This window comes from Haloferax elongans ATCC BAA-1513, from assembly GCF_000336755.1.
Taxonomy (GTDB): Archaea; Halobacteriota; Halobacteria; order Halobacteriales; family Haloferacaceae; genus Haloferax; species Haloferax elongans.
This window is the reverse complement of record NZ_AOLK01000021.1, coordinates 1-15,331: the sequence shown is the minus strand read 5'-3', so window position 1 is coordinate 15,331 and position 15,331 is coordinate 1. Positions and strand designations below refer to the sequence as shown.

Here is a 15,331-nt window from a genome sequence, read left to right as displayed (position 1 = left end):
AGACGGTGCGAAGCCCGATAAGAGAGGGGTGTGCTGTTGGCGGACTAGCCGAGGCTGCCTTCCATTTCGAGTTCGACCAGTCGGTTGAGTTCGACTGCGTACTCGATTGGGAGTTCTTTCGTGATGGGTTCGATAAAGCCCGATACGATGAGTTGCTTCGCCTCGTCGTCGTCGAGACCGCGTGACTGGAGGTAGAACACGTCCTCGTCGCCGATTTTCCCGACGGTCGCCTCGTGAGCGACGTCGACCCGGTTTTCGTTGATTTCGATGTGGGGCATCGTATCCGACAGCGAGTCGTTGTCGAACATCAGTGCGTCACACTCGACGGAACACGACGAGTTGGTCGCGCCCTGTGCGATACGGACGAGTCCGCGGTAGTTGGTCCGGCCGCCCTTCCGGGAGATAGACTTCGAAACGATGGTCGACTTCGTCTCGGGAGCGTTGTGGTAGACCTTCGCGCCGGTGTCGATATTCTGGCCTTCGCTGGCGAAGGCGATGGTGATGTGGTTGTCGGAGGCACCGCGACCCTTGAGAATCGTCGCGGGGTAGAGCATCGTCACTTTCGAGCCCATCGACCCCGAAATCCATTCCATACGGCCGCCTTTGTCGACGAGCGCGCGCTTGGTGTTGAGGTTGTAGGTGTTTTTCGACCAGTTCTGGACGGTCGAGTACTGCACGTGTGCGTCCTCGCCGACGAACACCTCCACACAACCGGAGTGGAGGTTGAACACGGCGTACTTGGGTGCGGAACAGCCCTCGATGTAGTGGACTTCGGAGCCCTTCTCGGCGACGATGAGCGTGTGTTCGAACTGCCCCATTCCCGCGGAGTTCATGCGGAAGTACGCCTGTACGGGCATATCGACAGTGACGCCCTCTGGAACGTAGACGAACGAGCCGCCAGACCAGATGGCACCGTGAAGCGCGGCGAACTTGTTGTCGCTCGGAGGAACGCACTTCGTCATGAAGTACTCCTCGACGATGTCGGGATGTTCGCGGACGGCCTTGTCCATGTCCATGAAGATGACGCCCTTTTCTTCCCACTGCTCGCGCATGTTCTGGTAGACGATTTCGGACTCGTACTGCGCGCCGACACCAGAGAGCGCGTTCTTCTCGGCTTCCGGGATACCGAGTTTGTCGAAGGTGTCCTTGATGTCGTCCGGCAGGTCTCGCCAGTCGCGGACGCCACCCCGTGTCTCCACGTCGGGGCGGATGTACGGGATGATGGCGTTCACGTCCACCTCAGAGAGGTCCGGTTGGCCGGGCCAGCCACTCGGCATCGGCATCTTCTGGAACTGCTCGAGGGCGCGGAGACGCCGCTCCAGCATCCATTCTGGCTCGCCTTTGTCTTCGGAGATGACTCTGACCGTCTCCGCTGTCAGACCCTTCTCAGCCTCGAAGGCCGATTTTTGTTCTTTCTTGAAGTCGAATCGGGTCTGTACGTCAGTGTCTTCGAAGTGTTTCTCCCCTCGGGTGCTCATACGTTCGGTTATCGGCACTCGAACGATAAGAGCATGTCCGCTCTACAGGACTTCACACGCGTGAATACAAGATAGTCTGCTGGATGAGGACGATTCGAACTCTCGGCCTTTTCTCACGCCCATTGCACACCACCCTGTCACCAGAACGGTGACAGACATACAACATATATCCGAGGACGGCGTACGGGTCGGTATGGGTGCTCGATTCGAAGTCTACGTCGACGCAGAAGAGAAGTATCGCTGGCGACTCGTCCACGACAACGGGAACATCCTCGGCGACTCGGGCGAGGGGTACGCATCGAAACAGAAGGCCAAACAGGGGATACAGAGCGTGAAAACCAACGCACCCGACGCTCCAGTCGTCGAGAAGTAATCGCAGACGCGTGAACCCCACACCCCTGCCGCGTGTGGAGGCTTTTTCCGCCTCGGGAACGGACCACGGGGTAATGACGAACGTTGCCGCTGTGCGAGTGGTGGTTCTTCGATGAACCGAAACGACAAACAGGCGTACGACCGTGGGACGTCGCTTTTCTCCCCCGACGGCCGTATCTATCAGGTCGAGTACGCCCGCGAAGCCGTCAAACGCGGCGCGCCCGTCGTCGGCGTCCGGACGAAAGACGGTGTCGTGCTCGCCGCTCGGCGCTCTGCCCGTTCGCCGCTTCTGGAAGCAGGGAGCATCGAGAAACTCCACAAAATCGACGAGGGGCTCGGAGCCGCCAGCGCTGGCCACGTCGCAGACGCCCGCAAGCTCGTCGATTTCGCCCGTGAGACGGCACAGACAGAGCGCCTCCGCTACGGCGAGCCGATGAGCGTCGAGTCGCTCTCGAAGGCCATCACCGACAACATACAGGAGAGCACGCAGTACGGCGGCACGCGCCCGTACGGTGCCTCCCTTCTCATCGGTGGGTACGACGACAAACCGCGTCTGTTCGCGACCGACCCCTCGGGAACGCCTCACGAGTGGCGCGCGGTCGCTATCGGCGGCCACCGAGAAGACGTGCAGGCCGTCCTCGAAGACAACTACTCTGACGACCTCTCACTCGAAGACGGGCTCGTTCTCGCGCTGCAGGCGCTCGCGGAGTCTGACTCAGAACTGACCGCCGAGGAACTGGACGTCGCGACGGTCTCTGCAGACGGCTACGAGACGGTCTCTGCGGAGCACGTCGCCGAAGTGTTCGCCGAAGTCGCCGACGAGCACGAAGACGAGCAGCCTGACGAGGAGTAAATGACGGACGGGAACGACGCCGCTAGACAGTCACAGACGACACACGGTGTGACCCTCGACCGAATCGCCGTCTACCCGGTGAAGTCACTCGACCCGGAGTTCGTCGAGACCGCCGACGTCGTCGAAAACGGCGGTCTCGGTGGCGACCGCGAGTACGCCATCTTCGACGCCGACGGAAACTACGTCAACGGGAAGCGAGAGCGTGCAATCCACCGAATTCGGAGTTCGGTCGACCTCGACGACCGGACGGTTCACCTCTCTGCGCCCGGGCTGGATGACTACCGCGGCCACATCGACGAGGCCGACGGTTGGCTCTCGTCGTACTTCGGATACGACGTCGAACTCCGACGCGACACGGCCGGTGGATTCCCCGACGACACCTCTGCAACGGGTCCGACAGTCATCTCGACTGCGACTATCGAAACAGTCGCGTCGTGGTTCGAGGGCGTCGATACCGACGAGATGCGCCGGCGCCTTCGCCCGAATCTCGAACTCGACGCACCCGACCCGTTCTGGGAGGACCACCTGTTCGACACTCGTGAGACGACCGTCGAATTCGAGGTCGGAGACGTGTCGTTCCGAGGAGTCAACCCCTGTCAGCGCTGTGTCGTTCCGACACGCGACCCGGATACCGGTGCGGAAACCCCTGACTTCCGAACGACGTTCATGACGCGCCGCCGCGAGACGCTTCCCGAGTGGTCCGGTGGCGACTGGTTCGACCACGACTTCCGTCTCATGGTCAATACGAGCGTCCCGGACTCCTCGTGGGGCGACACGCTCGCCGTCGGCGACGAGGTTGTCGTCGGCGACGTCGTCTCTCCCTGAGTCACGCCCGACCGTCTTCTCACCTCAACTCGCCGACACCCTCGTATTTACATCGTCGCACGGGTGATGAGTGGTATGTTCACACTCACCGGCGCGACCGTCGTCGACGTAGATGGGGTGCGAAAGTCGAACGTCGTCGTCGACGAGACGACCGGCAGAATCGAATCGGTCGGCGACCGGGTCGATGGGGAGGAACGAGACGTGACGGGACTGTTCGTCGCCCCCGGCCTCGTAGACGCACACGTCCACCTGATGATGGACGGACGACCGGATGTCGCAGACTACCAGCACGAACCACCCGAGCGTGCTTGCTACCGCGCGGCCGCCAACTTACGACACACACTCGCTGCGGGTGTGACGACAGTCCGCGACCTCGGTGCACCGGGTGACGTTGCAACGAGTGCGAAAGCCGCCGTCGCCGCGGGCGAACTTGACGGCCCGCGAATCCACGCTGCTGGTGAAAATATCGTCATGACCGGTGGCCACGGCCACTGGTTCGGCCGCGAAGCGGACGGCCCCGACGAAGTCCGAAAGGCGGCCCGTGAGCAACTCAAACGCGGTGCTGACGTGGTGAAGTGCATGGCGACTGGCGGCGTCCTCACGGAGGGTGCAATCACCGGCGCGCCAGAACTCACCGAAGTGGAGATGCGCGCAATCGTCGAGGCAGCGAGCGCGAAAGGCATCCCGACTGCCGCGCACGCCCACGGGGAGACGGGCATCAAGAACGCCGCTCGCGCCGGTATCACCAGCATCGAACACGGGATGTTCATGGACGAGGAGGCGGCGACCCTGCTCGTCGAGAACGACACCTACTGGGTGCCGACTGCTTCCGCCGTCCGGGAAATCGTCGAGGCGGGCGTCGAGGCTGGAATCCCCGAAGAAGCTGTCGCGAAGGCCGAAGACGCCGCTGAACGCTTCGAAGTTGCGTGGGAGCACGCGCTCGACGCGGGCGTGACAATCGCGATGGGGACCGACGCCGGAACGCCCTTCAACGACCACGGGCAGAACGCCCTCCGCGAGATGGAACTGATGGTCGAATACGGGCTCTCGCCCGCCGAGGCGCTGGAAGCCGCGACAGTCAACGGTGCCGACTTGGTCGGCCTCGACGATGTCGGGAAAGTCGCCGAGGGGTACGTGGCCGATTTAGTCGTCCTCGACGCCGACCCGAGCGAAGACGCGAGCGCGTGGCGGGCCGTCGAAGCGGTGTATCGCGAGGGGGTAAAAGTCGTCTAATCGCAACACGGCAGGGGGTGTCACGGCCGATTTGAAGCGACAACCTTTTACGAAACCGCGCGATAACAGTGTATGTACCAACGTGCTCTGTTGGTGTAGTCCGGCCAATCATATCACCCTCTCACGGTGATGACCAGGGTTCGAATCCCTGACGGAGCACTTTTCCCAACACTGACCCGCGAGCGACAGCGAGCGGTGTCTGGTTCCAACAGTGCGGAGGAAGGGATTCGAATCAGGGAGCCAAGCGACCGTGGTTCGAATTCCTGACGGAAGATACCGGCACCTGACCAGCGAGGCTCCTCCCTGACAGAGCCGATTCCCTACCTATTTCCCCCTCGCTCTACTACCCGAACGAGGATGTTACTCGCGGGAACGGTCGTTGCGGACGCGACCACTATCATCGAAGACGGGGCAGTCGTCACCGAGGGCGACCGTATCGTCGCAGTCGGCGAGCGGGAGACGCTCGTCGAGACGTACCCAGACCACGAGCGCCGGGAACTCGATATCGTCGCACCGGGGCTCGTCGGCGGCCACGTTCACTCGGTCCAGTCGCTCGGTCGCGGAATTGCTGACGACACTGCACTGCTCGATTGGCTGTTCGACCACGTGCTCCCGATGGAAGCAGGGCTCGACGCCGACGGAATGCGCGTCGCAGCGGAACTCGGCTATCTCGAATGTATCGAGTCGGGAACGACCGGCGTCGTCGACCACTTGTCCGTCCGCCACGCCGACGAAGCCTTCGAAGCGGCGGGTGAGATGGGTATCCGCGGCCGACTCGGGAAAGTGCTCATGGACTCGAACTCCCCCGACGGCCTCCAAGAAGACACCGACGATGCACTCGCCGAAACGGAGGCGCTCATCCGACGCTATCACGACACCTTCGATGGGCGACTCCAGTATGCGGTCACACCGCGCTTCGCCGTCACGTGTTCCGAAGACTGTCTCCGCGGGGCGCGAGAACTCGCCGACACCTACGACGGCGTCCGTATCCACACCCACGCGAGCGAGAACCGAGACGAAGTTGCCACCGTCGAGGACGAGACGGGAATGCGAAATATTCACTGGCTGGATGAAGTGGGGCTAACCGGTGACGACGTGGTGCTCGCCCACTGCGTCCACACTGACGACTCCGAACGCGAGGTACTCGCAGAGACTGGGACGCACGTCACCTACTGCCCGTCGTCGAACATGAAACTCGCCTCGGGTATCGCACCGATTCGCGACTACCTCGACCGCGGTATCAACGTCGCACTCGGTAACGACGGCCCACCGTGTAACAACACGCTCGACCCCTTCACGGAGATGCGGCAGGCGAGCCTCCTCCAGAAAGTCGACTCGCTCGACCCGACGAGTACGCCCGCCGCGACCATCTTCCAGATGGCGACGATAAACGGAGCCAACGCCGCCGGGTTCGACCGTGTCGGCGCACTCCGCGCTGGCTGGAAAGCCGATATCGTCGGTCTCACCACCGACCTGACGCGTGCGACACCCCTCCATGACGTACTCTCTCACCTCGTCTTTTCTGCCCACGGCGACGACGTGGTGTTCACCATGGTCGACGGCGACGTGCTCTACGACGACGGTGAACACGTCCACGCCAACGCCGACCGAATCCGCCAGCAGGCCCGCGAGTATGCCGACGCGATCGGCGACGACTGAGTGACTGTCCGGGGGCACACGGCCGCCAAACCAGCCGCCACCGTCGCTTCTTTCTGTCCGCCCGCGACACCAGCAGTATGGCAGTTCTTCTCCGCGCCGCCACGGAGTCCGACCTTCCTGCGATTCGAGACATCTACGCGCCGTTCGTCGACGAGACAGCGATTACCTTCGCCTACGACTCACCGACTGTCGAGGACTTGCGGACGAAACTCCGACAAAAGACGCACCACCCATGGCTCGTGTGCGAACTCGACGGGAGCGTCGTCGGCTACGCCTATGCCGGTCCGGTTCGCGAACGGGATGCGTATCAGTGGGCGGTCGAGGCGTCAGTCTACGTCGACCCAGAGTACCAGCGTCGAGGTATCGCCCGCGGTCTGTACACGGCGCTCTTCGAGATTCTCGAACGACAAGGCTACGTCACCGCCTACGCCGTGATTACGACACCCAACCCCGCTAGCATCGCGTTTCACGAGTCGATGGGCTTCGAGCGCGTCGGCCGGTTCGATGCGGTGGGCTACAAACACGACACGTGGCACGACGTGGAGTGGTGGGCACGCGACCTTCGCGCCCGCCCCGACGACCCGCAAGCACCGTCGTCGGTGGCGGATGCGAAAGCGTGCGACTGGTGGGACTCTGCACTCGACCGTGGCGCGTCGCTGGTCGAAGATGCGTCTGGAAGCTAACTGCGACTGAAGTTCGAGAACTCGTCGTCTGCTGTGGAGCCGCGTCTCTAGACGCTCAGCGTCGGCGACTGCTCGTCGTCTGGTGCGTCCGCGGCCTCGTCGGCGTCCTCGCTGCGTTCACTCACGTAGTGTTCTACACCTGCCGAGAGCATCGACTCCCAGTCGTCGAACGTCGAGTTCGATTCGACGTGTCGGTTCCACTCGTGGTCGGGAATCGACTCGAACGATTCCTGGTCTGTGACTTCGAACCCGCTCGCGGCGACGAACTCGTCGATAGACGTCGCATCGCAGTGCGAGTCGACCCACGACGGCGGGAATAAATCTGCAAGCGTCACTTCACCACCCAGACCACCGATTGCAACATCAAGTGATGCTGGTCGGTCCTCGGCCTCACCCATATCCGCTCCTTTGTCTGATTGCATAACGGTGTTGCGGTTGCCGCCGATGTTTGCGGGCGTTCAGTTGGTCGAGACGATTTCGACCACGTCGCGGTGGTCGAGTTCGTGGTCCGAGCCAATTTGGCGTTTGGAGTGGCAGTCGATACCGTGGAGGAGGCCGTCGCCGATGTCAGAGTGGAGGTGGTACGCGAAGTCCTCAGTCGTCGAGCCTTCGGGAAGGATGAAGCAGTCACGGAAGACGCCCTGCGTGTCGGACTTGCCGTTCGCGCTTCCCGGGAAGATTGCAATCGCACCCATGACGTCGAACAGTGCCGTTTCGAGAGACTGCTGGACGCCCGTACCGCTGTACTCGGTGACGAACTCTCTAATCTGTTCGAGACCTGCTTCCTGTTCCTCGCTCACGTCGCCGACGATGTCGAAGTCGTTGTCGCCGGGGCGGTAGTCGACGACGCCACCCTCCTCGGCCTTCTTCAGTGCCTTCTCGGCGTGGGCGCTCGTCGGGACGAACGTCAGGTGGTCGTAGTCGGGGTCCAACGTGATTTCCTCGTAGTTCTCTTGGGAGACTGGCTTGTCCATCTTGTTCGCCGCGATGATGATTGGCTTCGTGCGCTTGCGAATCTCGCGGGCGAGGTCCTCTTTGTCCTCGTCGTCCCACTCGTCGGGGTCGAGGCCGATGTCCAATGCGAGGATGATTTGCTTGATTTCGTCTTTGTTCGTCTTGAACGCCGACATCTGCTCTGCGAGGTCGACTTCGATATCCTTCTCTTCGCCGTGGTAGCCCGAGCGGTATCGGTCGATTCCTTTCTCCAGAATGCCGAGATACCACATGTCGAGTTCGTTTTCGAGGAAGTCGATGTCTTCGCGGGGGTCGTGACCCTCTGTGGCCTCGCCTTCGATGTCCGTCTCACCGGAGAAGTCGACGACGTGGACGAGTACGTCGGCTTCGTTGAGGTCAGTCAAGAACTGATTTCCGAGACCCTTCCCCTCGTGGGCACCAGGGATGAGACCCGCAACGTCGACGAGTTTGACGGGAACGTAGCGCATTCCATCGTCACAGTAGCCGACTGAGGGCGTGCACGATTCGTCGAATTCGGGGGCTGCACACTCGACGCGGACGTACGCCTCGCCGATGGATGGGTCGATAGTCGTGAATGGGTACGCCCCCTCCGGAACGTCGTTCATCGTCGCCGCGTTGAAGAAACTCGATTTCCCGACGGATGGTTTTCCGACGAGACCGATCTTGTAACTCATTCGTTGGTCGGACTGGTGGCTCGAACGCTAATAACGGTTCGACGTTGGACGGCGTTTGCGTGGTATTAGCACTCAAGACTCCTGTTAGACGGTGGTTCTGTAGACGCGACCCCGGGGTATCGACCCCAGAGGATGCCGGTTCAGTTTCGACGATTCTCCTGACTTCGCGTTTAGAGACGCTGCGTCCAAGACTCCGCATCTGGTGGCTTCGCGTCCGGTGGCTCTTTGTTCTCACATCCCCGACACCCGACAATGACTGACCGGGACGAGACGACGACAGAGCGTTCGCCCGATGCCGACGAACCAGCCCGCGGGGACACCTTCGGCGTCGGCGTCCACGTCACAGAGACCGAACTTCGATTCGTGGTGAACGTCCCATCCGACATCGACTCTGGCTGGACCGACCCCGACGAGTTCCAGCGACTTGTCGAGCGCGCCACGTGGGAACGACTCGACCAAGAACAGGTTCTCCGAACTATCGCTACGCACAATCCCGTCGACGAGACGGTCTTCCTCGGTCGTATCACGCTCACACCCGACGGGACCGTCGTCGCTCACGACCTCCGTGAACCGGTGTTCGACGCCGAGTAAGCCCACTTCTGACTCTACCAGTACTGTGACCACGACAGATTCCGACACGTCGTCGGCTATTCGCGAGATGCAGGACGCCGCACTCACTCGTGCGCTAACAGACGAAGCAAGCGCCCGACAGTCGCTCGCTATCGCTGGTGCGTTGGAACCCGCCCGTCGAGAGGCGACGAGCACCGACTTCCACACCGACGGGGTTACCTTCGCTGCATCGCTCGCGTTCGTCTCGACACTCTTTGCCCATCGTCGGCTTCGAGACTCACTCCGTGGTGTGGTGTCCGCGACAGATGACTCTGCTTGGTATCCGAGCGGAACGCCCGCTCGCGTCGACGACGAACTCGTCGTCCGCGGAGCGCAACTTGCGGTCGAACGGCTCGACGCTTCACCCTCGAAACTCAGTTCGCTCGGGGATGTGGACGTCCGCAAGCTTCGAACAGAAGAGTAAGAATAGAACCGGCGGCTGCGGGACGGCCACGGAGTGGTGTGGATGCCGTCTCCATGTGGGTGCCTCTGACTAGAGTAGTGTGTTGCATCCGTCGTGACGTGGAACGGCCGTCCCAGCCCCGCCGTCGTTATGCCCGGTTACTTGTCGTTGTTAGCGTGTTCTGGTGGACCGCCAGACGTTCCGTCGTCGGTCTTACTGTCTTCTTCGTCCTCGTTATCTTCGCTGTCTTCTTCCTCTTCGTTATCTTCACTCTCTTCTTCCTCCTCTGCGTCGTCAGCTGAACTCTCCGTCGAGGTGTCGTCCGAGTCGCTGTCCGCCTTGCCTTTCCCGTTCTTGGCGTGTTCCGGCGGACCGCGTTCTTTGTCGTCCTTGTCAGACGCGTTCTTCGAGTTCCCTGGTGCCTCGCTGTTCTTGCCCGCGTGGTCGGGGCGCTTCTCGTCGGCGTTGCCCGGGTTGTTCTCAGTTACGAAGTCAGAGACGGCTTGTCCCATCGGTCCGTCGGTGCCCATCTCCTGGATGCGGTCGACGAAGGCACTGACCAGCGACCCGAAGGGGTCGTCTTCCGAGACTTCACCCTGCAGCGCCACCGTCGTTTCGGCGGTCTGGCCGTCGTACTCGGCGGTAACGTCCACGGTGGTGTTCTGGAGCGGCGCCGCGAGTTCGACCGTTCCGTCACTGTCGGTCTCGTATCCACCAGCATCGGTGTAGTTGCCCGTGACAGTGACCGTCGCATTCTCGTCCTGCGATACGGAGACCGAAAGGTTGTCACCACCAGCCGTGACCGTTGCCTCTGCGGTGAGGTCGTTGTACGTGGCGACGACGCTCAGGTCGGTCTCGTTTACCGGTTCGTCGAATGAGACGGTCCCGTTTGCGTCCGTCTCGTACGTGCTGTTGTCGAAGTCGGTCCCATTGACCTGCACCGTCGCGTTCTCGACTGGCTCACCGTACTGCGTGACGGCCGCCGTCACCGTGTCGTTGGCGTCGTCTGCCTCGACCGACACGTCCAGCGACGCTTCGAGCGGAACGAGCGTGGCGGATTCAGTTGTGCTGTTGTTCCCGTCGGTCGCAGTGACCGTTACGTTCACCTTCTCTTCCGGGTTCGGGAGTTCGACTGTCCCGTTCGCGTCCGTCTCGTACGTCCCGTTTCCACTGTAGTTCTCGTTCGATTCGACGAGGACTGTCGCGTTCTCGACAGTCGAGTCGTTCTGTGTCACGGTCACCGTGGCGTTCCCCGTCTCGGCATCCTGTGCGATACCGACATCGAGTGTCGCCTCGGCACTCGCTGCACCGACCGTCGCGGGAACCATCGCGACGGCTACCATCGCGACGACCATGGCTACCGTTGTGAGTTTGATTCTGTCCATTACATCTCCCCCTGAGAACCCCACCACGGTAAAAGGGGGAAACGCTATCCTCGGTTTTCGCTGAATTTCACGCCGTTTAACGGAATTGAATTCGGCTTCCGTCTGGCGATTTCGCTCGTCAGGTCAGATTCGAGGCTGAATCGGTGTGACCTTTGTCGTCGCTGTCGGTCACCGTCGCTCACCGCCCGGCGGGCGGTGTCCGACCGTGCGACCGACCGGGTGGGCCCCACGTGTTCGTGGGGGCGTACCCGGGTGCTGCTGCTCATGGTGTAGCTATCTGGTCCGCAAGTAGCCAGGGCAGGGACGCTCGTGAGAGTGCTGCCGCTCACGGACTCACTGCGCGTGTGCTGGTGCACACGCTCGCGTCTGTAAATGAANCCAGGGCAGGGACGCTCGTGAGAGTGCTGCCGCTCACGGACTCACTGCGCGTGTGCTGGTGCACACGCTCGCGTCTGTAAATGAAAAAAGCCCACTGGACGACTGTCCAGTGGGCTTCGTATGAATAGGGGCGGCGAACTGGATTTCCCAGAGGATCGCTCACTCCAGTACTGACCAGAACGCAGGTGAGCTTAACTTCCGTGTTCGGGATGGGTACNTATGAATAGGGGCGGCGAACTGGATTTCCCAGAGGATCGCTCACTCCAGTACTGACCAGAACGCAGGTGAGCTTAACTTCCGTGTTCGGGATGGGTACGGGTGGAACCTCACCGCTCTGGCCGCCGTAATGCCGATTGACGGAATCGAACCGCCTCAATACCAATATCGGTCTGGCCTGATCTCCTCTCCGCGTGTACGTGCAATCCAGTTTGCGCCTGGACCCGTTCCCGAGTCTCAGTGCGTATGAATGTGGCTTGGACTGTTAGTGCTCGCGGGCTTAACAACTCGTTGCCTCGTTGCGTACACCCCGAGTCTATCGAACTCGTCTTCTACGAGTGTCCTCAGTGGAACTTCTTTTCCGTGTGGGTTTCGAGCTTAGATGCGTTCAGCTCTTACCCCGTGGTGCGTAGCTGCCCGGCATCTGCCCTCTCGGACAACCGGTACACCAGTGGCACCCATTCGTAGTTCCTCTCGTACTATACGAACGTTCACGTCAAGTTCCTTCACACCCCCAATAGATAGCAGCCGACCTGTCTCACGACGGTCTAAACCCAGCTCACGACCTCCTTTAATAGGCGAACAACCTCACCCTTGCCCGCTTCTGCACGGGCAGGATGGAGGGAACCGACATCGAGGTAGCAAGCCACCGGGTCGATATGTGCTCTTGCCGGTGACGACTCTGTTATCCCTAAGGTAGCTTTTCTGTCATCTACGGGTCCCATGAATGAACCTCGTAGGTTCGCTAGACCACGCTTTCGCGTCAGCGACACTCGTTGGGAATGTCACTGTCAGACTTCCGTTTGCTCTTGCGCTCTTCCACGAGTTTCCGACTCGCGTGAGGAAATCTTTGGGCGCGCTCGATATCTTTTCGAGCGCGTACCGCCCCAGTCAAACTGCCCGGCTACCGGTGTCCTCCGCCAGGAGTGAGAGTCGCAGTCACTAACGGGTAGTATTTCAATGTTGCCTCGGTGGCCCGCTGGCGCGGGTACCTGTGTAATGGCTCCTACCTATGCTGCACATTAGCGACCACGTCTCAGCGACAGCCTGCAGTAAAGCTCTATAGGGTCTTCGCTTCCCCTTGGGGGTCTCCAGACTCCGCACTGGAACGTACTGTTCACCGGGCCCAACGTTGGGACAGTGACGCTCTCGTTGATCCATTCATGCAAGCCGCTACTGAAGCGGCAAGGTACTACGCTACCTTAAGAGGGTCATAGTTACCCCCGCCGTTGACAGGTCCTTCGTCCTATTGTACTAGGTGTTCAGATACCCGCACTGGGCAGGATTCAGTGACCGTACGAGTCCTTGCGGATTTGCGGTCACCTATGTTGTTACTAGACAGTCGGAGCGTCCGAGTCACTGCGACCTGCTCGGTCAAGAGCAGGCATCCCTTATCGCGAACTTACGGGACTAACTTGCCGAATTCCCTAACGTCGGTTGATCCCGACAGGCCTTGGCTTGCTCTGCCAGCGCACCTGTGTCGGATCTCGGTACGAGCTTCTTGCTTGTCTTTTCACGGGCTCTAGGTACCGCCGAGTTTCCCTGTCTCGCCATTCGTCCGCTTCGTGCCATTACGGCTTCCACGGATTTCGACGATTCGACGGGGCGAAGGCCCCGCTCGGTGTTTCCTAAAGCGTCGACTTTCACTGCAAGAAGGTACTGGAATATTAACCAGTTTCCCTTTCATCTAATTCGAATTACGGTTAGACTTAGGATCGACTAACCCTCGGCTGATTGACAGTGCCGAGGAACCCTTGCGCGTAAGGCCGTCGGGGTTCACACCCGACTCTCGCTGCTACTGAGACCATGATTTTCGTTGCTGCTCGGTCCACACGAGTTCTCACCCGTGCTTCCACCCAAACAGTATGCCAACCTACGAGATCGCCCTGACGGGCGCTGTTAGGTCTCGGAGGTGGATTTGAGCCCCGATCATTTTCGACGCCTCGAACCTCGGCCGGTAAGCTGTTACGCTTTTCTTAGAGGGTAGCTGCTTCTAAGCTCACCTCCCGGCTGTTTAGGGCTCGAGACAATCTTCAATCGCACTTAATCCACACTTTGGGTCCTTAACCTAACTCTGGGTTGTCTCCCTCACGGTGCACAAGCTTACCCCGCACACCGGACTCCCTGAGTCGACGACGTTCGTAAGTTCGGAGTTTGACAGGGAAGCGAACTCCTCTCGGAGTCCGGATTCCCAATCGGTCGCTCTACCTCACGAACTATCTCATCAGAGGTCATGCTTCGACATGTTTCGGTTGGAACCAGCTGTTGCCAAGTTCGATGGGCCTTTCACCCCTACACCAGAGTCACGAGAGGGTATTGTAGGACACCAACTCTAACGGGCCTCCACGCAGCTTTCGCCACGCTTCGCCCTGCTCCGGCGTAGATCACTTGGTTTCGGGTCGCATCCGGTTGGCTCCCCGCCCTTGAAGACGGTGGCCCTGGTCAAAGACTGCGGCCGTATCGGTTTCCCTATGCCTCCGGGGGTTCACCCCTTAGACTCGCCAGTCAGATGCACTCCATGGTTCGTTTTTCAAAACGTACGACGTAACATCGGCTTCGTTCGAGTCTTACTACGGGATCGCTCCCAGTTCATTCGTCGAACGACCTTTCATGCCACGTCGCTCTATCGCCAACTGATTTCAAGCCCTATTGCACCGCCCTTTTCGGGGTGCTTTTCAGCGTTCGCTCACGCTACTTGTTCGCTATCGGTCTCGAGGAGTATTTAGTCTTCGCAGTTGATGCCTGCGAAATTCACGAGGGATATCCAACCCCCGCTATTCTGGAACAACCCCGGGACCTGTCTCTTACGTTACGGGGTTTTCACCCTGTATCACGCTCCATTCCAGAAGACTTCACGTAAGGTCCAGGTCCGTTATGGGTAGTCCGTACACCACATTGCCCGAAGGCTTCGGTTTGGACTGTATCGCGTTCACTCGCCGTTACTAACGACATCGCGGATTGCTTTCTTTTCCTGCTCCTACTAAGATGTTTCAATTCGGAGCGTTCCCCATTGCGCTAGGCAATTGCTGTGGGGATTCCCATTCGGAGATCCTCAGTTCTTTCCCTCCATGCGGGTCCCTGAGGCTTATCGCAGCTTGGCACGTCCGTCATCGGCTCTCGAGCCGAGCTATCCACCAGCTGGCACAGTAGCCAGTTGATATATGTCACTGTGACCCGGAGAACGGGTCCAGTGGACGCCTGGATTGCACGTACACACGGTTTCATCANTTCGACCCTTCCCAACCGCGCTTGCGCGGGTTGGTGCATCAGTCGTCAGTATCCATACTTCCGGAGTGTCTTCCCACACTTAAGGGGAACGATTACTTCGGAGTGGAGTACTGCTTACCATGGACCCACAGGGATTCGAACCCTGGGCATCCTCCTTGCAAAGGAGGCACTCTACCACTGAGCTATGGGCCCGTGTCAGCCCTAGTAGTTCTAAGGTGTCCGAACGGACGTCGTCGAACTCGGGAGATCGAAAGTGAGCCACCCCATCGGGGTGGTCTCGGTCGTTAGGAGGTGATCCAGCCGCAGATTCCCCTACGGCTACCTTGTTACGACTTAAGCCCCCTTGCGAAGCCCAGATTC

The 15,331-nt window shown here is 60.2% G+C and carries 12 protein-coding genes, 2 tRNA genes and 3 rRNA genes; 9 read left to right on the top strand and 8 right to left on the bottom strand.

Translation table 11 applies throughout. From position 1 onward, the window contains the following. Nucleotides 1-44: 44 nt before the first annotated feature. The gene (gene sufB / locus C453_RS12880; protein ID WP_008325033.1) at nucleotides 45-1,478 is read right to left on the bottom strand and encodes a Fe-S cluster assembly protein SufB; all 1,434 of its coding nucleotides are present in this window, start codon (nucleotides 1,476-1,478) and stop codon (nucleotides 45-47) included. 193 nt (nucleotides 1,479-1,671) lie between these two features. Here sufB and C453_RS12875 point away from each other — a divergent pair, with 193 nt between their 5' ends. The 7 genes from C453_RS12875 to C453_RS12845 all read left to right on the top strand — a co-directional run bounded on the left by C453_RS12875 (nucleotide 1,672) and on the right by C453_RS12845 (nucleotide 7,103). Beyond that, nucleotides 1,672-1,851, top strand: coding sequence for an HVO_2922 family protein (locus tag C453_RS12875; protein ID WP_008325031.1), 180 nt, complete (start codon nucleotides 1,672-1,674; stop codon nucleotides 1,849-1,851). Between the two features lie 111 nt (nucleotides 1,852-1,962). Continuing rightward, entirely contained in the window at nucleotides 1,963-2,703 is a 741-nt protein-coding gene (gene psmA, locus C453_RS12870; protein ID WP_008325029.1) for an archaeal proteasome endopeptidase complex subunit alpha, read from the top strand. Continuing rightward, the gene (locus C453_RS12865; protein ID WP_008325028.1) at nucleotides 2,704-3,528 is read left to right on the top strand and encodes an MOSC domain-containing protein; all 825 of its coding nucleotides are present in this window, start codon (nucleotides 2,704-2,706) and stop codon (nucleotides 3,526-3,528) included. 75 nt (nucleotides 3,529-3,603) lie between these two features. Beyond that, on the top strand, nucleotides 3,604-4,761 hold the full coding sequence (locus C453_RS12860; protein WP_049907687.1) for a metal-dependent hydrolase family protein: 1,158 nt from the start codon (nucleotides 3,604-3,606) through the stop codon (nucleotides 4,759-4,761). 84 nt (nucleotides 4,762-4,845) lie between these two features. Next, nucleotides 4,846-4,920: transfer RNA gene (locus C453_RS12855), tRNA-Glu, on the top strand. Between the two features lie 198 nt (nucleotides 4,921-5,118). Next, entirely contained in the window at nucleotides 5,119-6,420 is a 1,302-nt protein-coding gene (locus C453_RS12850; RefSeq protein ID WP_008325026.1) for a 5'-deoxyadenosine deaminase, read from the top strand. Nucleotides 6,421-6,497: 77 nt separating this feature from the next. Then, the gene (locus C453_RS12845; RefSeq protein WP_008325025.1) at nucleotides 6,498-7,103 is read left to right on the top strand and encodes a GNAT family N-acetyltransferase; all 606 of its coding nucleotides are present in this window, start codon (nucleotides 6,498-6,500) and stop codon (nucleotides 7,101-7,103) included. Nucleotides 7,104-7,150: 47 nt separating this feature from the next. Here the strand turns inward: C453_RS12845 and C453_RS12840 are convergent, their stop codons facing one another. Both C453_RS12840 and C453_RS12835 read right to left on the bottom strand, forming a co-directional pair. Then, entirely contained in the window at nucleotides 7,151-7,501 is a 351-nt protein-coding gene (locus tag C453_RS12840) for a hypothetical protein (RefSeq protein ID WP_008325024.1), read from the bottom strand. Nucleotides 7,502-7,561: 60 nt separating this feature from the next. After that, nucleotides 7,562-8,752 (bottom strand): redox-regulated ATPase YchF, encoded by a 1,191-nt coding sequence (locus C453_RS12835; protein ID WP_008325023.1) that lies wholly within the window; start codon nucleotides 8,750-8,752, stop codon nucleotides 7,562-7,564. Nucleotides 8,753-9,004: 252 nt separating this feature from the next. On the opposite strand from C453_RS12835, the gene C453_RS12830 reads away from it, so the two are divergent. Together C453_RS12830 and C453_RS12825 are read left to right on the top strand one after the other, a co-directional pair. Beyond that, complete coding sequence (locus tag C453_RS12830; protein WP_008325022.1) at nucleotides 9,005-9,343, top strand: hypothetical protein; 339 nt, start codon at nucleotides 9,005-9,007, stop codon at nucleotides 9,341-9,343. Between the two features lie 67 nt (nucleotides 9,344-9,410). Continuing rightward, the gene (locus tag C453_RS12825) at nucleotides 9,411-9,785 is read left to right on the top strand and encodes a hypothetical protein (RefSeq protein WP_049907699.1); all 375 of its coding nucleotides are present in this window, start codon (nucleotides 9,411-9,413) and stop codon (nucleotides 9,783-9,785) included. 137 nt (nucleotides 9,786-9,922) lie between these two features. On the opposite strand, the gene C453_RS12820 is transcribed toward C453_RS12825, so the two are convergent. From C453_RS12820 to C453_RS12800, 5 genes are all read right to left on the bottom strand, one after another. Continuing rightward, the gene (locus C453_RS12820; RefSeq protein ID WP_008325020.1) at nucleotides 9,923-11,149 is read right to left on the bottom strand and encodes a hypothetical protein; all 1,227 of its coding nucleotides are present in this window, start codon (nucleotides 11,147-11,149) and stop codon (nucleotides 9,923-9,925) included. A 602-nt stretch (nucleotides 11,150-11,751) separates the two neighbouring features. Then, nucleotides 11,752-11,873 (bottom strand): 5S ribosomal RNA (gene rrf / locus C453_RS12815). A 117-nt stretch (nucleotides 11,874-11,990) separates the two neighbouring features. Next, nucleotides 11,991-14,902 (bottom strand): 23S ribosomal RNA (locus tag C453_RS12810). 189 nt (nucleotides 14,903-15,091) lie between these two features. Further along, nucleotides 15,092-15,163: transfer RNA gene (locus C453_RS12805), tRNA-Ala, on the bottom strand. 94 nt (nucleotides 15,164-15,257) lie between these two features. Next, nucleotides 15,258-15,331 (bottom strand): 16S ribosomal RNA (locus C453_RS12800); the annotation flags it as partial.